Here is a 22,516-nt window from a genome sequence, read left to right on the forward strand (position 1 = left end):
CTACCGGATGCGAATCAGCGCGGCGCTCACCGGCGCGACCCTCACGGCCACCTGCTGTTTCGCGACGGCAAGCGTCTGCTGCGGCGTGCTGTTCCATGCGCCATTCAGCGCGACCGCCTGCCCGCCGAACGTGATCGGTGTTCCGCCGTTGTAGATGCCCGGATTGGCGAGCTGGACACCCGTTGCGTCACCTGACGAAGCGAGCGTCATCACTGTCGCGCGCGACGCCTGCGAGTCGAGCGTGACGGTAACGTTTGCGGCGCTGGCCGTATCTTTGTTGTTGATGATGACGTAGGTCGCGCCCTGATTGGTCGCGACCGCGAATGCGCTCACGGCCGCCGTGCTCGGGCTGAGCGTCGTATTCAGGAATTGACCGGCGCCGCCGCCCGCGAAGATTTGCGAAAAGAGCAGCAGTGCGTAATAGAGCGGCTGCACGGCCGTGACTTCGCCTTGCGAATCGGCGATCGCGGTATAGCTCTTGATCGATCCGTTGTTGTGGAAATTCAGGCCGCTCGCGCCGTACTGGGCATGCGTGAAGATGAAATCGATCGCCCAAAGCGCGCTCGCGAACACGTTGCTGACGCCGGCCGGCTTCGTGCTGTTGAAATACGAATTGGTCTCGCCCATCCGGAACGGCACGCCGGCATTCTGCGCGGCGGACCGCATGTTTTTCAGGGCCGTCACGAGGTTCGTATCGGGGTAGGCGAGCATCCCTGCGATCGAGGGCGCGTTGTCGTTGTAGTTGCTGATGTAGTAGTGCTCCGTCAGCAGTGCGATGTTCCTGCCCTGGCTCGCCGCGAACGACTCCGCCCAGCCTGGCGTGTCGCTGGCGGCGGCCGGCCCGCTGAACACGGCGCCGCTGACGGCGCCCGCGATCGCCTGCGCGAACTGGTTCCATCCCGCGATCGTGCCCTGGGCGACCGTGCCGCCGTTCAGGAAGATGTCGTAGTTGATTCCGGCCAGGTTCGGCGTCCTGCGGTCGCCGTATTGATCGGGTTCGTTGCCGATCTCGAACGCGAGCAACTGGCCGCCGAGCTGCTGCGACACGTACAGCGCTTCGTCGGCCGCTTGCGACGGCGAGGTCACCGAGCCGCGCGCACCGGCGAAATTGATCCCGTAGATCACTTTCCATGCGGGACATTGCTTGAGGCACGCGCCGAATCGCGCCACGTCGATACGCGAAATCTGCCCCCGGATCTGCCCCGGCCCGTTGGGCGCCCACGTCAAGCGGTCGACGCTGTTGCCGCCGATGCGCAGCACGCCGCCGCCGAGCGTGTTGAGCAGGCCGATGAGGTTCGTGTTGTCGGCACGGAAGTAGTTGTCGTTGATGGCGCCTTTCTCGAAGCTGAGGCTCGCGAAGTGGGCATCGAGCGCGGCGGTGCCGGACGCGGCCGACTGCACGGCGAGCGTCAGCGAGACGCCGTCAGGGTGCGGGTCCGGCGGCGGTGCGTCGGATCCGCCGCCGCCGCAGGCGGCCAGCATCGATACGGCGGCATACGCGCCGAGGCGAATGAAGCCGCGCCGGTTCATCGCCGCCGACGCCTCGTACAGGTCGGACAGCGAAAGCGGGTTTTTTATGGTTTTCAATGGGTGATCCTGTAGGCCGTTATTGATATTTATGAAAGACATTAAACGCCGCTTGCGTAACATACCCGTTACAAGGATCGAAGTCCATGATGCATGTGTCGAGGTTTGTCTCGGCGCTTCGCAGCCCGTTTCCAGGCAGTCGGCGGAAGGCTGCAGCGCTTGTCAAGACTGGGTCGACGCCATGACGCCAGGTTGTCGACGACGATTCCCGGCTCGGGGTAAATCGTTGATTTCTACGCAGAAGAAATAAGCATTCCGGCCGATTTTTTCAGGCATTCCTGACGTTTCGTCCGTAAGAAAGATAAACCGCCGGACCGGTTATTCCGGCTGAACCGTACGCACGCCGTCGGCGTTGTCGCCGATGCCCGCGCGTCGTTGCGGCCCCGCGCGACCGATGTCGTTTGCGGCGCCGCAGCAACGCGGCATCGTTTCGCTGCGCGCACCCGCCGCGCCACGCTCTCTCTCCCCGCAGGCTCTCGTCCCAACAGACGATGTGACGCCATCCCCGACCGGCCAGAATCCTTTCACGAACAACGGAATCTGAACCTGGAGGAGGCCGACATGATCGATGTCCGTGCGCTCGGCTACGTCGTGGTCGAGGCGACCCGCGTCGATGCGTGGCGCCGCTACGCGGAAGACGTGCTGGGCATGCAGGCGCTCGACGCACCCGACGGCGCGCTGTACCTGAAGATGGACGAGCGCGATTTCCGCTACGTGATCGTCCCCGGCACAACCGACCGCTATTTCGCGTCGGGCTGGGAGCTGCCCGACGGCGCCGCGTTCGACGCCGCGCTCGCTGCGTTGCAGCGCGCGGGCGTCGAAGCCGTGCGCGCCACGCGCGACGAAGCCGCGCTGCGCCGAGTGCAGGCCATGGCGTGGTGTACCGACCCGTCCGGCAACCGCCACGAGCTGTACTGGGGCGCGCGCTGCGACTTCCGCCGCTTCGTGTCGCCGCTCGGCGTCGCGCGCTTCGTCACCGGCGACATGGGGCTCGGCCACGCGGTACTGCCCGCGCCGCAGTTCGACGCGACCGACGCATTCGTGCGCGGCGTGCTTGGCTTCGAGCTGTCCGACATCTACCGCGTGAAGTTCACGCCGGACCCCGCCGAACCCGAGAAGCGCATTCACTTCATGCACTGCCGCAACGCGCGCCATCACAGCCTCGCGCTGTTCGAGATGGCCGTGCCGTCGGGCTGCGTGCACGTGATGGCCGAAGTCGACTCGATGGACGAAGTCGGCCGCGCGCTCGATCGGGTCGCCGCGCACGACGTGAAGATGTCGGCGACGCTCGGCCGGCACTGCAACGACCAGATGATCTCGTTCTACATGAAGACCCCCGGCGGCTTCGATCTCGAATACGGCTTCGGCGGCCTCACGGTCGACTGGTCGAAGCACGCGGTGTTCGAGGCCACCAAGGTGAGCCAGTGGGGCCACGATTTCAGCATCGGATACCGGTAAGCCAGCACGATGACGATGAAACCTCTCGACAAGACGATGTCCGCGCGCGACGTGGTCGCGCAACTCGCCGACGGCATGACGATCGGCATCGGCGGATGGGGGCCGCGGCGCAAGCCGATGGCGCTGGTGCGCGAGATCGCGCGCTCGAACCTGAAGGACCTGACGGTCGTCGCCTACGGCGGCGCCGACGTCGGCCTGCTGTGCGCGGCGGGCAAGGTGCGCAAGGTGGTGTTCGGCTTCGTGTCGCTCGACGTGATCCCGCTCGAACCGCATTTTCGCCGTGCCCGCGAACACGGCCGTATCGACGTGCTCGAACTCGACGAAGGGATGCTGCAGCTCGGCCTGCGCGCGGCCGCGGCGCGCCTGCCGTTCCTGCCGACCCGCGCCGGGCTCGGCACCGCGCTGCTCGATCACGCGCCGCAACTGCGCACGGTCAAGTCGCCGTACGACGACGGCGAGACGCTGCTCGCGATGCCGGCACTCGAACTCGACGTCGCGCTGCTGCACGTGAACGCGGCCGACCGGATGGGCAACACGCGCATCGACGGCCCCGATCCGTTCTTCGACGCGTGGATGGCGCGCGCCGCGCAGCGCTGCTACGTGTCGGCGGAAACGGTTGACGCGTCGCTCGCGACCGAAGACCTCGATGCCGCGAAACGCAACCCGTTCGAGCGCTCGCTCGTCACCGGCGTCGTGCATGCGCCGGGCGGCGCACACCCGACGTCGTGCGGGCCGGCCTACGGCTGGGACCTGCCGCACCTGCGCGCGTACTGCGCGAGCGCGGAAGACGATGCGAAGACGGCGGCGTACCTGCGCGACGTGGTCGGCCAGGACGAACGCCAGTATCTCGAAGGCGTCGGCGGCCTGCCGCATGTGACGACGCTGCCGTTGCCGATTCTGTAAAGGAGCGCCTGTGAGCGAATCTCTCGACCATTCCCTCGCGGAACTGATGATCGTCGCGTCCGCGCGACTCTGGCGCGACGACGGCGAAGTGCTGGCGACCGGCATCGGCACGGGTCCGCGGCTCGCGGCCGGCCTCGCGCGGCTCGCCTACAACAACGGTCTGATGCTGACCGACGGCGAGGCGTATCTCGTCGAGGAGCCGGTCCCGCTCGGCCCGCGCCCCGACGGCCATCGCGTGAAGGCGAGCGGCTGGATGACCTACGAACGCGTATTCGACTGCCTGTGGCACGGCCGCCGCCACGCGCTGGTGATGCCGACGCAGATCGACCGCTTTGGCCAGGCGAACATCTCGTGGCTCGGCGACGACTACGCGCGTCCGAAGACGCAGCTGCTCGGCGCGCGCGGCTTCCCCGGCAACTCGACGAATCACGCGAATTCATTCTTCGTCAGCGGCCACGGCAAGCGCACGTTCGTCGAAGGCGAAGTCGACATGGTCTGCACGGTCGGCTACAACCCGGCGCGCCGGCTGCCAGGCATGAAGACCTTCGTCGACCTGCGCAGCATCGTCACCGACCTGTGCGTGATGGATTTCGGCAGCCCCGATCACGCGATCCGCGTGCGTTCGCTGCATCCGGGCGTGAGTTTCGACGAGGTGCAGGATGCGACCGGTTTCCCGCTGGTCGCCGCACCGGAACTCGGCACGACGGCCGCGCCGAGCGCGGAAGACCTGCGCATCGTGCGTGCGCTCGACCCTCACAACCTGCGCGCGACGATCGTGCGCAACAATCCGGCGCCGCGCCGCGGATGAGGTCCGACATGGAAGCGACCCAGATGACGTTCGGCGAAGGTGTCGTCGACTACGCGGTCGAGGACGGCATCGCGACGATCACGATGAACCGTCCCGAGTATCACAACGCGCAGAACTCGAAGATGACGTATGCGCTCGACGCGGCGTTCCGGCGCGCGTCGCACGACGACGCCGTGAAGGCGATCGTGCTCGCGGGCGCCGGAAAGCATTTCTCGGCGGGCCACGACATCGGCACGCCCGGCCGCGACATTCACGAGTCGTTCGACCGCGCGTCGCTGTGGTACGACCACGTCGACAAGGAGGGCGGCGAATTCCTCTATGCGCGCGAACAGGAGGTGTACCTCGGGATGTGCCGGCGCTGGCGCGACCTGCCGAAGCCGACCATCGCGATGGTGCACGGCGCGTGCATCGCGGGCGGGCTGATGCTCGCGTGGGTATGCGACCTGATCGTCGCGTCGGAGGACGCGTTCTTCGCGGATCCGGTCGTGCGGATGGGCATTCCGGGCGTCGAGTATTTCGCACATGCGTACGAACTGAACCCGCGCATCGCGAAGGAATTCCTGTTCCTCGGCGAGCGGATGCCGGCCGAGCGTGCGTACCAGATGGGCATGGTCAATCGCGTGGTGCCGCGCGAGCGGCTGCGCGACGCGACCTACGCGATCGCCGCGAAGATCGCGACGATGCCGCGGCTCGGCCTCGCGCTGACCAAGCAGGCGCTGAACCACGTCGAGGAATTGCAGGGCAAGCGCGCGGCGATGGATGCGGCCTTCGCATGGCATCACTTCGCGCATGCCCACAACGAGCTCGTCAGCGGCGACCGCCTCGGCGGCTACGACGCGCGCAAGATGGCCAGCTCGCAGCGCAGGCCGGCGGAGACCGACGGCGAAGAACGCACCGATGCGGCACCGGCCGCCGTCAACGGAGCCGCGGCATGAGCACGACGCTGCATACCCCGTTGTGCGACCTGCTCGGCTGCCGCTACCCGATCGTGCAGACCGCGATGGGCTGGGTGGCAGATGCACGGCTCGTCGCGGCGACCGCCAACGCCGGCGGCTTCGGCTTCCTGGCCGGCGCGACGCTGGAACCGGAGCAGGTCGAGGCCGAGATCCTGAAGGTGAAGTCACTGACCGACAAGCCGTTCGGCATCAACTTCCACATGTTCCAGAAGAACGCCGCGCAGGTGGTCGATCTCGCGATCAAGCACCGGCTGCGCGCGGTCAGCTACGGCCGCGGGCCGGACGCGAAGACGATCCGCCGCTTCAAGGACGCCGGCATCGTCTGCATGCCGACCGTCGGCGCGCCGAAGCACGCGGCGAAGGCGGTCGAGCTCGGCGCGGACGTCGTCACCGTGCAGGGTGCGGAAGGCGGCGGCCACACGGGCTCGGTGCCGACCACGCTGCTGCTGCCGAAGGTGCTCGACGCGGTGCGCGTGCCGGTGGTCGCGGCCGGCGGGTTCTTCGACGGGCGCGGGCTGGCTGCCGCGCTCGCGTACGGCGCGGCCGGCATCGCAATGGGCACGCGCTTCCTGATGAGCGCCGAATCGCCGGTGCCGCGCGCGACGCTCGACCGGTACGTCGCGGTCGGCGACCCGGCGCGGATCCGCGTGTCGGACGCGCTCGACGGGCTGCCGCAACGCATGATCGACAACCCGTATCTGCTGAAGCTCGAGCGCTTCGGCCCGCTGCGCCGCACGCTGTTCGCGCTGAAGACGGCCGAAGCCTGGCGCCGTCAGAACGGGCTGCGCACGACCGACATGCTGGGCCTCGCGATCAAGGCGCTGCGCTCGCACGACTACACGGCGAGCCAGACGCTGATGGCCGCGAACGCGCCGTTCCTGATTCAGCGCGCGATCGTCGAGGGGCGGCCGGACGAGGGCGTGCTGCCGAGCGGCCAGGCGGCCGCGATGATCGGCGCGATCGAATCGTGCGACGCGCTGATCGCGCGGATCGTCGCGGAAGCCGGCGAGCGGATCGACGCGCTGGCCGCGTTGCGCGGCGCGACGGCGACCCACGCGGCTTGAAAGACATCACAGGGAGGCAGTGGAGATGACTACATCCAAACAACCGGGCGGCGCGATGCCGTTCCGGATCGAGCGCGCCGACGGCATCGCCGAACTGGTGATCGCCCATCCGCCCGTGAACGCGCTCGATGCGCAGGGCTGGCATGCGCTCGCGCGGGCGCTCGATGCGCTCGGCGAGGACGACGAGGTGCGCGTGATCGTCGTGCGCGGCGAAGGCCGCGGCTTCTGCGCGGGCGTCGACATCAAGGAGCTGGCCGCGCATCCGGAACGGATCGTGTCGGTCAACGCGGGCAACTACGAGACGTTCCGCGCGGTGCACCGCAACCCGAAGCCGGTGATCGCGGCTGTTCACGGCTTCGTGCTCGGCGGCGGGATCGGCATCTGCGGCGCGGCGGATATCGTCGTCGCGGCCGATTGCGCGCGCTTCGGCGTGCCGGAGATCGACCGTGGCGCGATGGGCGGCGGCGCGCATCTGCAACGACTGTTCGGCGTGCAGAAGGTCCGCACGATGTACTTCACCGGCGAGATGATCGACGCGGCCGAAGCATATCGGCTCGGCGCGGTCGAGCAGGTCGTCGCGCGCGATGCGCTGCGCGACGCGGCGCGCTCGATCGCCCGCAAGATCGCGGACAAGAGCCCGGCGATGGTGCGGCTCGCGAAGGAGGCGCTGAACGGCGTCGAGGACGGCGATCTCGAGGACAAGTACCGCTGGGAGCAGGGCTTCACGCTGCAGGCGTACATGACCAACGACTCGACGGAGGCGCGTGCCGCGTTCGTCGAGAAGCGCGACGCGCGGTTCGACGCGCAAGCCGAGGAGGCACGCGCATGAACCTGACCTATACGCCGCAACAGCAGGCGTTCCGCGCGGAAATCCGCGAATGGCTCGCCGCGCACGTGCCACGCGAGCGGCTGCCGAGCTTCGACACCGAGGAAGGCTTCATCGCGCACCGCGAATGGGAGCGCACGCTGCATTCGGGGCGCTGGAGCATGGTCACGTGGCCGCGCGAGCTGGGCGGGCGCGGTTGCGACCTGATCGAGTGGCTGATCTTCGAGGAAGAGTACTGGCGCGCCGACGCGCCGATGCGCGTGAACCAGAACGGCATCTTCCTGCTCGGCCCGACGCTGATGGATTTCGGCACGGCGGAGCAGAAGGCGCGCTTCCTGCCGGCGATGGCGGCGGGCGAGCACGTGTGGGCGCAGGGCTGGTCGGAGCCGAACGCGGGCTCGGACATGGCCGCGATCCGCACGACGGCGATCCGCATCGGGGACGAATACGTGCTCAACGGCCAGAAAATCTGGTCGACACGCGCGGTGTGGGCCGACTGGCTGTTCGGGCTGTTCCGCAGTGATCCCGAATCGTCGCGTCACCACGGGCTCACGTTCCTGATGGTGCCGCTGTCGACGCCGGGCATCACGGTGCGGCCGATCCGCCAGCTGAACGGGCAGACGGGCTTCGCGGAAATCTTCTTCGACGACGTGCGCGTGCCGGTCGAGAACCGCCTCGCGGCCGAAGGCGCGGGCTGGCAGGTCGCGATGGCGACGGCCGGCTTCGAGCGCGGGTTGATGCTGCGTTCGCCCGCCCGTTTCCAGCGCACCGCGCAGGCGCTGCGCGACCTGTATCTCGCGCACCGCGACAGCGCGGATCGCGACCCGACGCTGCGCGAACGCGTGGTGTCCGCGTGGATGGATGCGCAGGCGTACGCGCTGTCGACCTACGCGACCGCGAGCCGGCTGCTGAAGGGCGGCCATATCGGCGCGGAGTCGAGCACCAACAAGGTGTTCTGGTCGGAACTCGATTTGCGGATGCACCAGACCGCGCTCGACATCCTCGGCGCGCACGGCGAGGTCGTCCCGCAGTCGGCCGCGCAGCACGCGATGCTCGGTCACTGGCTCGACGGCTTCCTGTTCGCGCAGGCCGGCCCGATCTATGCGGGCACCAACGAGATCCAGCGCAACATCGTCGCCGAACGGATGCTCGGCATGCCGCGCGCGTAAGCGCGCAGGCGCCACCCTCACTGAACGGACATCGTATGGATTTCGTATTCGATGAAGACCAGGAAGCGCTCGCGGACAGCGTGAAGCGCCTGCTGATGACCGAGATGACCCCGGAGCTGATCCGCGAGCTGTGGGCCACGCCGACGGGCCGCTCCGACGCGCTGTGGTCGCTGTTCGCGTCGCAGGGGCTGACCGCCGTGTCGGTGCCCGAGACGCACGGCGGTCTCGGCCTGACCGAAGTGGAATGGGCGTTGCTCGCGCAGACCTACGGTTATTTCGGCAGCCCGGAGCCGTTGCTCGACACGGCGCTCGTGTCGGCCGGCGTGCTCGCGCGACTGCCCGCCGCGGACTGGCGCGACGCGCTGCTGCGCGACATCGCCGAAGGGCGCGCGCGTGTCGCGCTCGTGCATCCGGTGAACCCGTATGCGGCCGACGTGCACGTCGCGCAAACGCTGCTGTGCGAGCACCGCGGCGAGCTGCACCGCGTGGATCCCGCGCAGTGCGCGTGGCGCCCGGTCGACAGCGTCGACCCGTCGCGGCGCCTGTTCACGCTCGACTGGGAGCCGTCGGCGGCCACGCGCATCGCGAGCGCCGACGAAGCCGCGCCGCTGCTCGATCGCGCGCTCGACCACGGCGCGTTTGCGGTCGCGGCGCAGCTGCTCGGCCTCACGCAGCGCGTGCTCGACGTCGCGATCGACTACAGCGCGCAACGCAAGCAGTTCGGCAAGGCGATCGGCTCGTACCAGGCGCTCAAGCATCTGCTCGCCGACGTCGCGATTCGCTATGAGTTCGCGCGGCCGGTGGTGGCGCGCGCGGCCCGGGCGATCGCCGACGATCATCCGCAGCGCGCGGTGCTGGTGTCGCACGCGAAGCTCGCGGCGACCGCCGCCGCGCAACTGGCCGCGCGCCACACGATGCAGGTGCACGGCGCGATCGGCTACACGTGGGAGCTCGACCTGCAGATCTTCATGAAGCGGATCTGGGCGCTCTCCGGCAGCTGGGGCGACAACGCATTCCACAAGGCCCGCGTGGCCGACGCGATCGTCGGCCGCGCATTGCCGATCGGCCCCGCGCAGACCTTCGACTTCGAGGAAACCCACTGATGAAACAAGCCTATATCGTCGACGCGCTGCGCACGCCGACCGGCCGCCGCAAGGGCGGGCTCGCGCACGTGCATGCCGCGGACCTCGGCGGCTTCGTGCTGAAGACGCTCGTCGAACGCAACGCGATTCCGGCCGACGAATACGACGACGTGGTATTCGGCTGCGTCGACACGATCGGCCCGCTCGCCGGCAACATCGCGCGCACCTGCTGGCTCGCGGCCGGGCTGCCGCTGCAGGTGCCGGGCGTGACGGTCGACCGCCAGTGCGGCTCGTCGCAACAGGCCGTGCATTTTGCCGCGCAGGCCGTGATGAGCGGCGTGCAGGACGTGGTGGTCGCGGGCGGCGTGCAGACGATGACGCAGATCCCGATCTCGTCCGCGATGACGAGCGCGGCGCCACTCGGCTTCAACGACCCGTTCTCGGGCAGCACCGGCTGGCGCGCGCGCTTCGGCGACGCGCCGGTGTCGCAGTTCGTCGCGGCACAGCGGATCGCCGATCACTGGAACCTGTCGCGCGACGCGATGGAGCGCTACGCGCTGGAAAGCCACCGCCGCGCGGTGGCGGCGATCGAGGCCGGCCATTTCAAGCGGGAAATCGTGCCGCTCGAAGGCGTGATGCACGACGAAACGCCGCGACCCGACACGTCGCTGGAAAAGATGGCGACGCTCGAACCGCTGATGCCGGGCGGCTCGCTGACGGCTGCCGTCGCGAGCCAGACCTGCGATGCGGCCGCCGCGTTGCTGATCGTGTCGGAGGACGCGCTGAAGCGCTACGGGCTCACGCCGCGCGCGCGCATTCACCACCTGAGCGTGCTCGGCGACGATCCGCTGTGGATGCTCACCGCGCCGATCCCGGCGACCAAGGCCGCGTTGAAGAAGAGCGGGCTCGACTGGTCGCGGATCGACGTTGTCGAAATGAACGAGGCGTTTGCGTCGGTCGCGCAGGCGTGGCTCGCCGACACGCGCTTCCCGCACGAGAAGACCAACCCGAACGGCGGCGGCATCGCGCTCGGTCACCCGCTCGGCGCGACCGGCGCACGGCTGATGACGACACTGCTGCACGAACTGGAACGTGTCGGCGGCCGTTACGGATTGCAGACGATGTGCGAAGGCGGTGGCCTCGCGAACGTCACGATCATCGAGCGCCTGTGAGCGCGGCACTTTCACGATCTCTCGATCCAGGAGGCACAAGCATGGGAATCTGTAACGGACGCACCGCCATCATCACCGGCGCCGGCGGCGGGCTCGGGCGCGAATACGCGCTCGCGTTCGCGGCCGAAGGCGCGGCGGTCGTCGTCAACGACATCCGCCACGAGGCCGCGCAAACCGTGTGCGACGAGATCGCACGACGCGGCGGCCGCGCGCTCGCGAATGCCGACGACATCACCACGATGGATACCGCGCAGCAGATCGTCGATGCCGCGCGCGAAGCGTTCGGCGACGTGCACGTGCTGGTCAACAACGCGGGCATCTGCCGCGACAAGATGTTCACCAGCATGACCGAAACCGACTGGGATGACGTGATGCGCGTGCATCTGCGCGGCCACTTCTGCCTGTCGAACGTGCTGGCGCGCGTGTGGCGCGACGCCGCGAAGGCCGGCAATCAGGTCGACGCGCGCATCGTCAACACGAGTTCCGGCGCCGGGCTGCAAGGGTCGATCGGTCAGTCGAACTATGGCGCGGCGAAGGCCGGGATCGCGGCGCTCACGCTGATGCAGGCGGCCGAGCTGCAGCGGTACGGCGTGCGCGTGAACGCGCTCGCGCCGGCCGCGCGCACGTCGATGACCGAGGGCGTGTTCGCCGACATGATGAAGAAGCCCGAGGACGGCGGCTTCGACTACTTCGATCCGGCCAACGTCGCGCCGCTCGTCGTGTGGCTCGGCAGCCCGCTGTCGGCCGACGTGACGGGCCAGGTGTTCGAGGTCGCAGGCGGGATGATCGCGGTCGCCGAAGGCTGGCGCACCGGCCCGAGCGTCGATCGCGGCGCGCGCTGGGCGCCGGCCGAGGTCGGCCCGGCGGTCGCGCGGCTGCTCGCCGACGCGCGTCCCGCGCAGCGTGTGTACGGGAGCTGAGGCATGGATCTGGCGCTCACCGACGAACAGGCGATGATCCGCGACGCGGCGGCCGACGTGCTCGCCGAACGCAGCGCGTCCGCCGACGTGCGCCGCGCGCTCGAGCAATCGGCCGGGCGTGACGACGCGCTGTGGGCCGCGCTCGCAGGCGAGCTCGGCTGGAACGCGCTGTCGCTGCCGGAGGCGGCAGGCGGGATGGGGCTCGGCGCGGTCGAACAGACACTGTTGATGGAACAGCTCGGCCGGCGCGTCGCGTGCGTGCCGTATTTTTCGACCGCGTGCCTGGCTGCGACCGCGCTGGCGAGCTGCCCCGACTCGCCGCCCGCGACCGGCTGGCTCGCGAAGATCGCCGAAGGTGCATGCAGCGCGACGCTGGCATTGCCGTTCGAGCTTCCGGCCGGTGCCGGGCAGTTGCCGGTCGTCGCGGAAGAAGCAGCGGGCGGCTATGCGCTGTCCGGCACGATCGAACAGGTGATCGACGGGGCGCGCGCCGATCTGCTGCTGATTCCCGCGCGGATCGCGAACGAAGGGCAGTCGATCGGCCTGTTCGCGATCGACGTCGCGACGGCGCCCGGCCTGAGCATCACGCCGCTCGACACGCTCGACGCGACGCGGCCGATCGCGCGCATCGTCCTCGACGAAATCCGTGTGAACCGCGATGCGTTGTTCGCCGGCGGCGCTGTTGCCTCGCAGGTGCTCGAGCGCGCCGGTTGGTTCGCGGCGCTCGCGCTGGCCGCCGAGCAGCTCGGCGGCGCACAGCAATGCCTCGACCTGACGCTCGACTACACGGGCCAGCGCGTGCAGTTCGGCCGCGCGATCGCGTCGTTCCAGGCCGTCAAGCATCGCTGCGCGCAGATGATGGTGCTGATTGAATCCGCACGCTCGGCCGTGCTCGGCGCGGCGCACGCATGGGATGCGGAAGCGGGCGGGGCGGTGCCGGGCGCGACGTTGCGCGGCGACGTCGCGGCCGCGAAAGCCGCCGCGAACGACGCGTATGCGTTCTGCGCGCAGGAAGCGATCCAGTTGCACGGCGGTGTCGGCTTCACGTGGGAATACGACCCGCATCTCTACTTCAAGCGCGCGCAGGCGTCGCTCGCGCAGTTCGGCAGCACGCCGCAACTGCTCGAATGGCTCGCACGCCACGCGATCGACGGCGACACGTCGCGGCGCGAGGCGGCACCGACATCGGCACAGGCGTCGATGGCCACGCGTGCGTCCGCCGCGCGCACGGGAGCACTCCAATGAACAGCGAAACGCGCGAACAGCAATTGCGGCACGAAGTCGCCGACTGGGTGCAGTCGCACCTGACCGGCGAATTCGCCTGCCTGAAATTTCGCGGCGGCCCCGGCGACGAGGAAGCGTTTCCGGCGCTGCGCAAGGCGTGGGAACGGGAACTGGCGCACGGTGGCTGGACCGGCCTCGGCTGGCACACCGACGCGGGCGGCCGTGGCTTCACGGTCGCCGAGCAGGTGATCTTCCACGAGGAATATGCGCGCGCCGGCGGCCCCGGCCGGATGGGCCATATCGGCGAAGGGCTGCTCGGGCCGACGCTCGTCGCGTGCGGCACCGACGACCAGCGCGCGCGCTTTCTGCCCGGCATTCTCGCCGGCACGCAGTTCTGGTGCCAGGGCTACTCGGAGCCGGGCGCGGGCTCCGATCTCGCGAACGTGCGCACGCGTGCCGAGCAGGACACCGACGGCACCTGGCGCGTGTACGGCCAGAAGGTGTGGACGTCGCTCGCGCACGATTCCGACTGGATCTTCGTGCTCGCGCGCACCGATCCGGCATCGAAGGGCAACAAGGGGCTGTCGTTCCTGCTGATGCCGCTCGACCAGCCGGGCATTGAGATCCGCCCGATCAGGCAGCTCAACGGCGGCGCCGAATTCAACGAAGTGTTTTTCGACGGTGCGCGCGCGCAAGCACGCGACCTGGTCGGCGCGCCGGGCGACGGCTGGCGGATCGCCATGACGCTGCTCGGCTTCGAGCGCGGGATGTCGACGCTCGGCCAGCAGATGCAGTTCGTCCGCGAGCTCGAATGGGTGATCGACGCCGCGCGGGAATCGGGCGCCGATCGCGACCCGGTGCTGCGCCAGCGGATCGGCCGCGCGTGGGCCGGGCTGCGCGTGATGCGCTACAACGCGCTGCGGATGCTGTCCGGCGCGGACGACGCGAACGGCGGCGCCACCGCACCGCTGCGCCGCGAGGCGCTGATCTACAAGTACTTCTGGTCGAACTGGCACCGCGACCTCGGCCAGCTCGCGATGGACGCACTCGGGCCGCGCGCGAACGTGATCGATCCGGCCGACGAGAAGCTCACCCATCTGCAGCGCGTATTCCTGTTCTCCCGTGCGGACACGATCTACGCCGGCACCAACGAAATCCAGCTCAACATCATGGCCGAGCGCGGGCTCGGCATGCCCAGAGAACCACGAGGCACAGCATGACCGAACCCCAGATCCAGAAAGCGCCGGCCTACGTGCCGGGCCACCAGCTGCTCGCCGGCAAATCGGTGCTGATCACGGCCGCCGCCGGCGCCGGCATCGGCTTCGCGGCCGCGCGCCGCTGCGCGGAGGAAGGCTGCCGCGCGCTGTTCATCTCCGACATCCACGAGAAGCGCCTCGAACAGGCAGTGGAGACGCTGCGCGCCGAAACGGGGCTGCGGCAGGTCTACGGCCGCCTGTGCAACGTCGCGGTCGAGGACGACGTGCAGGCCCTCGTGGCCGATGCGCAGGACAAGCTCGACGGCGTCGACGTACTGATCAACAACGCCGGGCTCGGCGGCGCCAAACGCATCGTCGAAATGGACGATGCCGAATGGTCGCGGGTGATCGACATTAGCCTTACCGGGACGTTCCGGATGATGCGCGCGATGCTGCCGCACATGCAGGCCCGCGGCCGCGGCGCGATCGTCAACAACGCATCGGTGCTCGGCTGGCGTGCGCAGGCGGAACAGGCGCACTACGCGGCGGCGAAGGCGGGCGTGATGGCGCTTACGCGCTGCGCGGCGCTCGAGGCGTCGCCTTACGGAGTGCGCATCAACGCGGTCGCGCCGAGCATCGCGATGCACGATTTTCTGAAGAAGTCGGCCCCGGCCGACTTGCTGAATCAACTGGCGTCGCGCGAAGCCTTCGGGCGCGCCGCCGAAGTCTGGGAGGTCGCGAACGTGATGGTGTTCCTTGCAAGCGATTACGCGTCGTACATGACGGGCGAAGTGCTGTCGGTCAGCAGCCAGCACGCATGATGGAGACGACCCTCGACCCCGTGCGCGCGACGCCCCGCGTGTTCGCGCATCCCGATGAACTCGCGGCGGCCGTCGGCTGCACGCTCGGCGCGAGCGCGTGGCTCGCGATCGACCAGATCCGCATCGACGGCTTCGCCGACGCAACGGGCGATCACCAGTGGGTGCACGTCGACCCGGTGCGGGCGAAGGACGGCCCGTTCGGCGCGTGCATCGCGCACGGCTACCTGACGCTGTCGCTCGTCAACCATTTCCTGCCGCAGATCGTGCGCATCGACGGCGCGCGGCTCGGCGTCAACTACGGCTGCGACAGGATCCGTTTCCCGGCGCCGGTGAAGGTCGGCGCGCGCGTGCGGGGCGTCGGCGAGCTGCTGCGCATCGAGCCGCTCGACGGCGGCGTGCAGGCGTGGATCCGCGTGACCGTCGAGATCGAAGGCGAAGGCAAGCCCGGCTGCGTTGCCGACACGATCAGCCGTTACTACTTCTAGTTCCAGATTCAGAGAGCCAGCTCATGGAAGACGCAGTCATCGTTTCCGTCGCACGCACGCCGATCGGCAAGGCGTTTCGCGGCATGTTCAACGACACCGAGGCGCCCGCGCTGGGCGGCCACGTCGTGCGCACCGCGCTCGAACGCGCGGGCGTCGCGCCGGCCGACGTCGATGACGTGCTGATCGGCTGCGCCGCGCAGCAGGGTACGCAGGGCTACAACATCGGCCGCCTGTCGGCGGCGGCGGCGGGGCTGCCGGCGTCGGTGCCCGGCATGGCGATCGACCGCATGTGTTCGTCGGGCCTGATGTCGATCGCGAGCGCCGCGCGTAGCATCGGCGCGGGCGACGCGCGGATCGTCGTCGCAGGCGGCGTCGAATCGATCTCGCTCACGCAGAACAAGCACAAGAACGGCTACCGCGCGCGTTCGCAGGCCGTGCTCGACCACCAGCCGGCCGCGTACATGGCGATGATGGAAACCGCCGAGATCGTGTCGCGCCGCTACGGGATCTCGCGTGCGGCGCAGGACGAATTCGCGCTGCAGAGCCACCAGCGCACCGCTGACGCGCAGGCGGCCGGCCGCTTCGACGCGGAAATCGCGCCGCTCGACGTGACGCGCGCGCTGTTCGACAAGGAAGGCAACCTGACCGGTCACGAGGCCGTGCGCGCGGCGCGCGACGAAGGCGTGCGCGCCGATACGACGGCCGAGCGGCTCGCGGGGCTCAAGCCATCGTGGAGCGGCGGCAAGGTCGTCGAGCAGGGCGAGTTCGTGACGGCCGGCAACGCGTCGCAGCTGTCGGACGGCGCGGCGGCGGTGGTCGTGATGTCGCGCGCCGAAGCCGCGCGTCGCGGGCTCGCGCCGCTCGGCACCTTCCGCGGGCTGGCCGTGGCCGGCTGCGAGCCGGACGAGATGGGCATCGGCCCGGTGTTCGCGATCCCGAAGCTGCTGGCGCGCTTCGGGATGACCGTGCGCGACGTCGGGCTGTGGGAGCTGAACGAGGCCTTCGCGTGCCAGGCGCTGTATTGCCGCGACACGCTCGGCATTCCCGACGAGCGGTTGAACGTCGACGGCGGTGCGATCGCGCTAGGCCACCCGTTCGGGATGTCGGGCACGCGGATGACGATGCACGCGCTGCTCGAAGGCGCGCGCCGCGGCGTGCGGCATGCGGTCGTGACGATGTGCATCGGCGGCGGGATGGGTGCCGCCGCGCTGTTCGAGGTCGGTGCGTAACGGCATTCGACGCAGCCGCACCGGCGGCCGGACCGGCAGCCCGGAACGGCCGCCATCCATTCGGAACCATGCGAGGCCGCGGCAACGACCGACGGCCCGGAGACTTGCAGCGGCAGGGCGAGCGCGTCGGCGCGGGTCCGGGCCGCTTGCCAGGACAGGAGACAACCGATGAAACGTACCTTGCCAGGACTCACGATGTCGGCGCTTGTGCTCGGCGCCGCGCTGTTCGCGTTCTCGCCGCGACCGCTGCCGGCGTTCCCGGTCACCGCGATCCATGCGGACCGCCTGCAGATCAACGGGCTCGCCCGCGCCGGCACGCGCATCGTCGCGGTCGGCGAGCGCGGCGTGATTCTGCTGAGCGACGATGCGGGCCGTCGCTGGCGGCCGGCCTCGGTGACGCCCGATCAGGGCTCGACGCTCACGCAGGTGAGCTTCATCACGCCGACGCTCGGCATCGCGGTCGGCCACGACGGCCGGATCGTGCGCAGCGACGACGCGGGCGTGCACTGGCGCGAGGTCCACAGCGACCACGCGCGTTCCGATCCGCTGTTGTCCGTCTGGGGCAGCGCGAACGGCCCGCTGTTCGCGGCCGGCAGTTTCGGCCAGCTGCTGCGCTCGGACGATGCCGGACTCACGTGGCAGCCGCTGAAGACGCCGGCGGGCGACCGCCACCTGAACGCGATCGTCGGCGACAGCCACGGCAACCTGCTGATCGCGGGCGAGAGCGGCACGCTGCTGCGCTCGACCGACAACGGCGCAACCTGGGACACACTCCCGTCGCCGTACGCAGGCTCGCTGTTCGGCGCGCTGATGCTCGCGAACGGCGACTGGGTCGCGTACGGCATGCGCGGCAACGTGCTGCGCAGCACCGATCGCGGCGCGACCTGGACGCACGTCGACAGCCGCGTGCCGGTGTCGTACTTCGGCGCGACCCAGCTTGCCGACGGTGAACTCGTGCTGGTCGGCCAGGGCGGCGCGATCGTCGCGTCGCGCGACGGCGGCCTGACCTTCGACGTGCGCAAGCTCGGCGGCGTACAGAGCCTCGCTGCCGTGCTCGACATGGGCTCCGGCGCGCTGCTGCTCGGCGGAGAGGCCGGCGTCGCGCCGCTCGCCGCGTCGCCGTCCTGATGCGCGGCGGCGCTTGCCGTCGCCCGCATCCGTTCGCCTCGCCGAGCCGACCCGTTTCGCCCGCATCGTCCGTCCCGTCCGTTCCGACCCGAGAAATCCATGGACGACCTGTCACGCCCCACCGAAGCCGTTCCCGCATCGCGCCTCGCCGCGTTCGTCGAGCGCTGCGCCGACACGATCATCCGGCAGCGCCGGCTGCTGATGCTGCTGTGCGTCGCGGTGACGCTCGCGCTCGGCTTGTCCGCGACGCGCCTGAAGCTCGATCCGGGCTTCAACAAGATGATCCCGATGCAGCACCCGTACATGCAGGTGTTCGAGCGCTACGCGGGCGCGTTCCCCGGCGCGAACACGATCCTCGTCAGCCTGCGCTGGAAGGGCGACGGCGACATCTACAACCAGACGTTCATGGACGCGCTGCGCCACGCGACCGACGACGTGTTCTTCATCCCCGGCGTGAACCGCTCGCGCGTGTTCTCGCTGTTCACGCCGAACGTCCACTACACGGAAGTGACCGAAGCCGGCTTTCGCGGCGACGTGGTCGTGCCCGGCCAGTTCTCGAGCGCGAACCCGGACGATCTCGCGAAGGTGCGCCGCAACGTCGCGCGCTCCGGGCAGATCGGCCGGCTGGTCGGCAACGACCTGAAGTCGGCGCTGATCCGCGCGGAACTGCGCGAGACCGATCCGGCCACCGGCAAGCGGCTCGACTACAGCGCGGTCGCGCGCCAGCTCGAGGAAATCCGTGCGCGCTACGCGAAGCAGGGCATCGACGTCAACATCATCGGCTTCGCGAAGCTGGTGGGCGACGTCGAGGCCGGGATCGCCGGCGTGATGGCGTTCTTCGCGCTGGCGTTCCTCGTGACGGCCGCGCTGCTGTTCGCCTATACGCGCTCGCTGAAAACCACCGTGCTCGCGCTCGTCGTCGCGCTGCTGCCGGTCGTCTGGCTGCTCGGCGCGCTGCCGCTGCTCGGGCTCGGCATCGACCCGATGTCGATCCTCGTGCCGTTCCTGATCTTCTCGATCGGCGTGTCGCATGCGGTGCAGATGACCAACGCGTGGAAGCAGGCGCTGGTGCGCGGCGCGTCGTCGGTCGAAGCCGCGCGCGACGCGTTTCGCAAGCTGTTCGTGCCGGGCACGGTCGCGCTGCTGACCAACGCGCTCGGCTTCATGGTGATCATGCGGATCCGGATCGACATCGTGCGCGAGCTCGGCATCACCGCGTGCCTCGGCGTGCTGCTCATGATCGTCACCAACAAGGTGTTCCTGCCGATCCTGCTGTCGTACACGCGCCTCGAGCGCGGCACGCTCGCGCGCGCCCAGCGCACGGCCGCCGCGGGCGGCAGCGGGAAGTGGTCGCGCTTCGCGGTGTTCGCGCGGCCGGCGCCGGCGCTCGGCGTGTTCGCCGTGGCGCTCGCGCTGCTCGCATACGGCACGCTCGAGTCGCGCAAGCTGGAGATCGGCGACATCGGCACCGGTGCGCCGGAGCTGCGCGCGAACTCGCGCTACAACATCGACAACGCCGCCATCACGCACCAGTACAACATCGGTGTCGACGTGCTGTCGGTGATCGTCGAGACGACCGGTTTCGACGACGCGTGCCTGCACTACCCGGTGATGAGCGCGATCGAGAAGTTCGAGATGAACATGCGCGGTGTGGCCGGCGTGCAGTCGGTCACGAGCGTGTCGTCGCAGGGCAAGGTGTTCATCGCCGCGTTCAACGAAGGCAACCCGCGCTGGGCCGCGCTGCCGCGCTCCAGCGACGGGCTCACGCAGGGCGCCAATGCGTTCGATCCCGACAACGGGATGAACACCGCGAACTGCAAGGCGATCCAGGTGCTGATCTACACGCAGAACCACGAAGGCACGACCATCGCGCACATCGTCGACGAGATCAAGCGCTTCGCGGCCGAGAACCCCACGCCGAACGTCGAGTTCCGGCTCGCGGGCGGCAACGTCGGCGTGATGGCGGCGACCAACGAGGCGGTCGGCGACGCGGAGATCGCGATGCTGCTGTCGATCTTCGGCGCGATCGCGCTGCTGTGCGCGGTCACGTTCCGCTCGTGGCGCGCGGTGCTGTGCATCATCGTGCCGCTCACGCTGGTGTCGATCCTGTGCAACGCGGTGATGGCGCGGCTCGGCATCGGGCTGAAGGTCGCGACGCTGCCGGTGATCACGCTCGGCGTCGGGGTCGGCGTCGACTACGGGATCTACCTGTACGAACGCCTGCAGCACGACATCCGCCACGGCGCGACGCTGCCGGACGCATTCGCCGACGCGATGCGCCAGCGCGGCACCGCGGCGCTGTTCACGGCCGTCACGATGTTCATCGGCGTCGGCACCTGGGCATTCTCCGCGCTGAAATTCCAGGTCGACATGGGCGTGCTGCTCGCGTTCATGTTCCTCGTGAACCTGTTCGGCGCGGTGTTCCTGCTGCCCGCGCTGGCCGCATGGCTCGGCGTCGAGCGCGCCGAGCGCCGCGTGTCGCACGAGCCGCAGCCGGCATCGCCGCAGGCCGCGCCGACACCCGCGCTCAAGCCGACACGCACGCTCGAACCCGGCAATCCGGTGCGCTGAGCGACGCAACCCCCGTTACCCGGTGCGCGGCGGGCCGCCGCGCGTCCCACCAAGAGGAGTCAACCCACATGTCCGCACGCCCTTACAAGATCGAAGCCCAGCCGCTCGCGCAGCGCTATGCGCGCGGCTGGCACTGCCTCGGGCTCGCCCGCGACTACAAGGACGGCAAGCCGCACACGCTGAACGTCTTCGGCCGCAAGCTCGCCGCGTTCGCCGATTCGACCGGCAAGATCAACGTCGTCGACGCGTATTGCCCGCACATGGGCGCCGACCTGAGCCTCGGCAAGGTCGAAGGCGACAACCTCGTGTGCCCGTTCCACGGCTGGGCCTGGAACGGCGAAGGGCAGTGCGCGTCGATCCCGTACTGCAAGCGGATTCCGCCGAAGGCGCGCATCGGCGCGTGGCCGACCTGCGAGGAAAACAACCTGCTGTTCGTGTGGAACGACCCGGAAGGCAACGCGCCGCCGCCGGAAGTCGCGATTCCGCGCCTCGACGTGTGCTTCTCCGACGAATGGTCGGACTGGGTCGTCGACAAGATGGTGATCCAGGCGAATTGCCGCGAGCTGGTCGACAACATCTCGGACGTCGCGCACTTCGCGACCGTGCACCGCGCACCGATCGACTATTTCGCGAACCTGTTCGAGGATCACAAGGCGACGCAGCTGATGGTCGGTCGCAGCGAGAAGCTCGGCGGCGACAGCCTGACGGCGTTGTCGACGTATTTCGGGCCGGCCGTGCACATCACGCAGATGACGGGGCAGAGCGGCGGGCAGCCGATCCACTCGGTGTTGCTGAACTGCCACGTGCCGATCGACATGAACAGCTTCGAGCTGCGCTACGGCGTGATCGTGAAGAAGGTGGCCGGCCTGAGCGACGCGCAGAACATGGAGATCGCGAACGCATACGTGAAGGAAGCGCAGCGCGCGTTCTACGAGGACGTCGACATCTGGCACAGCAAGACGCGCATCGACAACCCGCTGCTGTGCGAAGGCGACGGGCCGCTGTACCAGATGCGCGACTGGTATTCGCAGTTCTACCTGGACGCGGCCGACGTGCGGCCGTCGAGCGTCGCGCGCAAGACGTTCGAGATGAAGATCCGCGACGGTGCGACGCCGCCGGCGCTGCATCACGTGTTCGAACCGCGGTGACGGGCAGTAACGGGGTGAACGGGGGCGAACGCGGCGAAAATAGGGGCTGCATCGCTTCGCCTCCAGATCGCCGCGCACCCCCGCCAGGCAAGGCGCGCGCGCTGCCGCGCGCCTGCATCGTATCGAAAGAGCTTGACGGATCGGTCCGCACCGCGTAGTGTCCGAGACCGAAGTCTTCAAGAAGTTCGATTGCTCATCATTGGCCGCACGCGGTGCGGCAGTCGTTGGTCTCTCCCTCTTTTGATTCTTTCTGTGCCTGTCACGGGCGCATGTTCATCGTTCGTATCAATCGTATTAAGGAAGTATTTGTGGATACCGGTACCGTCAAGTGGTTCAACGAAACCAAGGGCTTTGGTTTCATCTCCCCGGACAACGGCGGCGACGATCTGTTCGCCCATTTCTCGGAAATTCGCGGCACGGGCTTCAAGACCCTGGCCGAAGGCCAGAAGGTCAGCTTCGAAGTGAAGCGTGGCCCGAAGGGTCTGCAAGCGTCGAACATCACGCCGCAGTAAGCCGCGTCGGCACCGGCCGTCGAATGGCGGCCGCTGCCGGACGAATTTCGCGCGGATGCCGGCCCGAGCCGGCGTCCTGCGCGTTTCGACGCACACGACCGATGCATCGCGGAATTCACGATGCATCGGTCGTGTGCTTCTCTCATCCATCGCAGGTCCGTACGACGTGCGATCCAACGCCCTCGCGAAGCGCTCGCCGCGTCGCCAGCGGCCCATGCTGCAACCCGAGTAGACCGTCGCCATGCCGCACACGGCGC

At 68.9% G+C, this 22,516-nt stretch carries 20 protein-coding genes; 19 read left to right on the plus strand and 1 reads right to left on the minus strand.

All coding sequences use genetic code 11. The annotated features are described in order from the left end of the window. Positions 1-1,587: a hypothetical protein gene (locus ACT2FV_RS03960; RefSeq protein ID WP_444503254.1), complete on the minus strand. Its 1,587-nt coding sequence runs from the start codon at positions 1,585-1,587 to the stop codon at positions 1-3. A 561-nt stretch (positions 1,588-2,148) separates the two neighbouring features. Between ACT2FV_RS03960 and ACT2FV_RS03965 the strand changes: the two genes are divergently transcribed. From ACT2FV_RS03965 to ACT2FV_RS04055, 19 genes are all read left to right on the plus strand, one after another. Next, positions 2,149-3,045, plus strand: coding sequence for a VOC family protein (locus ACT2FV_RS03965; protein ID WP_124622846.1), 897 nt, complete (start codon positions 2,149-2,151; stop codon positions 3,043-3,045). A 9-nt stretch (positions 3,046-3,054) separates the two neighbouring features. Then, positions 3,055-3,948 (plus strand): CoA transferase subunit A, encoded by an 894-nt coding sequence (locus tag ACT2FV_RS03970; protein WP_124903938.1) that lies wholly within the window; start codon positions 3,055-3,057, stop codon positions 3,946-3,948. 10 nt (positions 3,949-3,958) lie between these two features. Further along, the gene (locus ACT2FV_RS03975) at positions 3,959-4,756 is read left to right on the plus strand and encodes a CoA-transferase subunit beta (RefSeq protein WP_444503255.1); all 798 of its coding nucleotides are present in this window, start codon (positions 3,959-3,961) and stop codon (positions 4,754-4,756) included. Between the two features lie 8 nt (positions 4,757-4,764). Next, entirely contained in the window at positions 4,765-5,691 is a 927-nt protein-coding gene (locus tag ACT2FV_RS03980; RefSeq protein WP_444503256.1) for an enoyl-CoA hydratase, read from the plus strand. Further along, entirely contained in the window at positions 5,688-6,776 is a 1,089-nt protein-coding gene (locus tag ACT2FV_RS03985) for an NAD(P)H-dependent flavin oxidoreductase (RefSeq protein WP_444503257.1), read from the plus strand. Before ACT2FV_RS03980 ends, ACT2FV_RS03985 begins: the two co-directional genes overlap by 4 nt. Positions 6,777-6,801: 25 nt before the next feature. Continuing rightward, positions 6,802-7,605 (plus strand): enoyl-CoA hydratase family protein, encoded by an 804-nt coding sequence (locus ACT2FV_RS03990; protein WP_444503258.1) that lies wholly within the window; start codon positions 6,802-6,804, stop codon positions 7,603-7,605. Continuing rightward, positions 7,602-8,771, plus strand: a complete 1,170-nt coding sequence (locus ACT2FV_RS03995) for an acyl-CoA dehydrogenase family protein (RefSeq protein WP_124903942.1) — start codon at positions 7,602-7,604, stop codon at positions 8,769-8,771. Before ACT2FV_RS03990 ends, ACT2FV_RS03995 begins: the two co-directional genes overlap by 4 nt. A gap of 35 nt (positions 8,772-8,806) precedes the next feature. Then, positions 8,807-9,874 (plus strand): acyl-CoA dehydrogenase family protein, encoded by a 1,068-nt coding sequence (locus ACT2FV_RS04000; protein ID WP_444503259.1) that lies wholly within the window; start codon positions 8,807-8,809, stop codon positions 9,872-9,874. Then, positions 9,874-11,025: an acetyl-CoA C-acetyltransferase gene (locus tag ACT2FV_RS04005; RefSeq protein WP_059600536.1), complete on the plus strand. Its 1,152-nt coding sequence runs from the start codon at positions 9,874-9,876 to the stop codon at positions 11,023-11,025. The genes ACT2FV_RS04000 and ACT2FV_RS04005 overlap by 1 nt, the downstream gene beginning before the upstream one ends. A 41-nt stretch (positions 11,026-11,066) precedes the next feature. Further along, positions 11,067-11,945 (plus strand): SDR family oxidoreductase, encoded by an 879-nt coding sequence (locus ACT2FV_RS04010; RefSeq protein WP_444503260.1) that lies wholly within the window; start codon positions 11,067-11,069, stop codon positions 11,943-11,945. A gap of 3 nt (positions 11,946-11,948) precedes the next feature. Next, positions 11,949-13,190 carry an acyl-CoA dehydrogenase family protein gene (locus tag ACT2FV_RS04015; protein ID WP_444503261.1) on the plus strand — a complete coding sequence of 414 codons (1,242 nt, stop codon included), beginning with the start codon at positions 11,949-11,951 and terminating at the stop codon, positions 13,188-13,190. Beyond that, the gene (locus tag ACT2FV_RS04020) at positions 13,187-14,389 is read left to right on the plus strand and encodes an acyl-CoA dehydrogenase family protein (RefSeq protein WP_444503262.1); all 1,203 of its coding nucleotides are present in this window, start codon (positions 13,187-13,189) and stop codon (positions 14,387-14,389) included. Before ACT2FV_RS04015 ends, ACT2FV_RS04020 begins: the two co-directional genes overlap by 4 nt. After that, positions 14,386-15,186: an SDR family oxidoreductase gene (locus ACT2FV_RS04025; RefSeq protein WP_124622825.1), complete on the plus strand. Its 801-nt coding sequence runs from the start codon at positions 14,386-14,388 to the stop codon at positions 15,184-15,186. The genes ACT2FV_RS04020 and ACT2FV_RS04025 overlap by 4 nt, the downstream gene beginning before the upstream one ends. Next, positions 15,186-15,671 carry a MaoC family dehydratase gene (locus tag ACT2FV_RS04030; RefSeq protein WP_444503895.1) on the plus strand — a complete coding sequence of 162 codons (486 nt, stop codon included), beginning with the start codon at positions 15,186-15,188 and terminating at the stop codon, positions 15,669-15,671. Before ACT2FV_RS04025 ends, ACT2FV_RS04030 begins: the two co-directional genes overlap by 1 nt. Before the next feature lie 23 nt (positions 15,672-15,694). After that, positions 15,695-16,900: an acetyl-CoA C-acyltransferase gene (locus tag ACT2FV_RS04035; protein WP_444503263.1), complete on the plus strand. Its 1,206-nt coding sequence runs from the start codon at positions 15,695-15,697 to the stop codon at positions 16,898-16,900. Positions 16,901-17,068: 168 nt separating this feature from the next. Further along, a complete protein-coding gene (locus ACT2FV_RS04040) occupies positions 17,069-18,028 on the plus strand; it encodes a WD40/YVTN/BNR-like repeat-containing protein (RefSeq protein WP_059600529.1) in 960 nt (319 codons plus the stop codon). 99 nt (positions 18,029-18,127) lie between these two features. Beyond that, positions 18,128-20,599: an efflux RND transporter permease subunit gene (locus tag ACT2FV_RS04045; protein ID WP_444503264.1), complete on the plus strand. Its 2,472-nt coding sequence runs from the start codon at positions 18,128-18,130 to the stop codon at positions 20,597-20,599. Between the two features lie 68 nt (positions 20,600-20,667). Continuing rightward, entirely contained in the window at positions 20,668-21,747 is a 1,080-nt protein-coding gene (locus ACT2FV_RS04050; RefSeq protein WP_444503265.1) for a Rieske 2Fe-2S domain-containing protein, read from the plus strand. A gap of 308 nt (positions 21,748-22,055) precedes the next feature. Then, positions 22,056-22,259 (plus strand): cold-shock protein, encoded by a 204-nt coding sequence (locus tag ACT2FV_RS04055; protein ID WP_006483056.1) that lies wholly within the window; start codon positions 22,056-22,058, stop codon positions 22,257-22,259. Positions 22,260-22,516: the final 257 nt, after the last annotated feature.

The sequence above is a fragment of the Burkholderia sp. PR2 genome (genome assembly GCF_052372875.1).
In the GTDB taxonomy this organism is placed as follows: domain Bacteria; phylum Pseudomonadota; class Gammaproteobacteria; order Burkholderiales; family Burkholderiaceae; genus Burkholderia; species Burkholderia diffusa.

What these genes read in the sequence shown, in the direction of transcription:
- ACT2FV_RS03985 (WP_444503257.1), top strand. Translation starts at nt 5,688, where the DNA reads ATGAGCACGACGCTGCATACCCCGTTGTGCGACCTGCTCGGCTGCCGC.
- ACT2FV_RS04035 (WP_444503263.1), top strand. Translation starts at nt 15,695, where the DNA reads ATGGAAGACGCAGTCATCGTTTCCGTCGCACGCACGCCGATCGGCAAG.
- ACT2FV_RS03980 (WP_444503256.1), top strand. Translation starts at nt 4,765, where the DNA reads ATGGAAGCGACCCAGATGACGTTCGGCGAAGGTGTCGTCGACTACGCG.
- ACT2FV_RS04000 (WP_444503259.1), top strand. Translation starts at nt 8,807, where the DNA reads ATGGATTTCGTATTCGATGAAGACCAGGAAGCGCTCGCGGACAGCGTG.
- ACT2FV_RS04010 (WP_444503260.1), top strand. Translation starts at nt 11,067, where the DNA reads ATGGGAATCTGTAACGGACGCACCGCCATCATCACCGGCGCCGGCGGC.
- ACT2FV_RS04040 (WP_059600529.1), top strand. Translation starts at nt 17,069, where the DNA reads ATGAAACGTACCTTGCCAGGACTCACGATGTCGGCGCTTGTGCTCGGC.
- ACT2FV_RS03970 (WP_124903938.1), top strand. Translation starts at nt 3,055, where the DNA reads ATGACGATGAAACCTCTCGACAAGACGATGTCCGCGCGCGACGTGGTC.
- ACT2FV_RS04020 (WP_444503262.1), top strand. Translation starts at nt 13,187, where the DNA reads ATGAACAGCGAAACGCGCGAACAGCAATTGCGGCACGAAGTCGCCGAC.
- ACT2FV_RS04005 (WP_059600536.1), top strand. Translation starts at nt 9,874, where the DNA reads ATGAAACAAGCCTATATCGTCGACGCGCTGCGCACGCCGACCGGCCGC.
- ACT2FV_RS04015 (WP_444503261.1), top strand. Translation starts at nt 11,949, where the DNA reads ATGGATCTGGCGCTCACCGACGAACAGGCGATGATCCGCGACGCGGCG.
- ACT2FV_RS03965 (WP_124622846.1), top strand. Translation starts at nt 2,149, where the DNA reads ATGATCGATGTCCGTGCGCTCGGCTACGTCGTGGTCGAGGCGACCCGC.
- ACT2FV_RS04025 (WP_124622825.1), top strand. Translation starts at nt 14,386, where the DNA reads ATGACCGAACCCCAGATCCAGAAAGCGCCGGCCTACGTGCCGGGCCAC.
- ACT2FV_RS04045 (WP_444503264.1), top strand. Translation starts at nt 18,128, where the DNA reads ATGGACGACCTGTCACGCCCCACCGAAGCCGTTCCCGCATCGCGCCTC.
- ACT2FV_RS03995 (WP_124903942.1), top strand. Translation starts at nt 7,602, where the DNA reads ATGAACCTGACCTATACGCCGCAACAGCAGGCGTTCCGCGCGGAAATC.
- ACT2FV_RS04050 (WP_444503265.1), top strand. Translation starts at nt 20,668, where the DNA reads ATGTCCGCACGCCCTTACAAGATCGAAGCCCAGCCGCTCGCGCAGCGC.
- ACT2FV_RS04030 (WP_444503895.1), top strand. Translation starts at nt 15,186, where the DNA reads ATGGAGACGACCCTCGACCCCGTGCGCGCGACGCCCCGCGTGTTCGCG.
- ACT2FV_RS03990 (WP_444503258.1), top strand. Translation starts at nt 6,802, where the DNA reads ATGACTACATCCAAACAACCGGGCGGCGCGATGCCGTTCCGGATCGAG.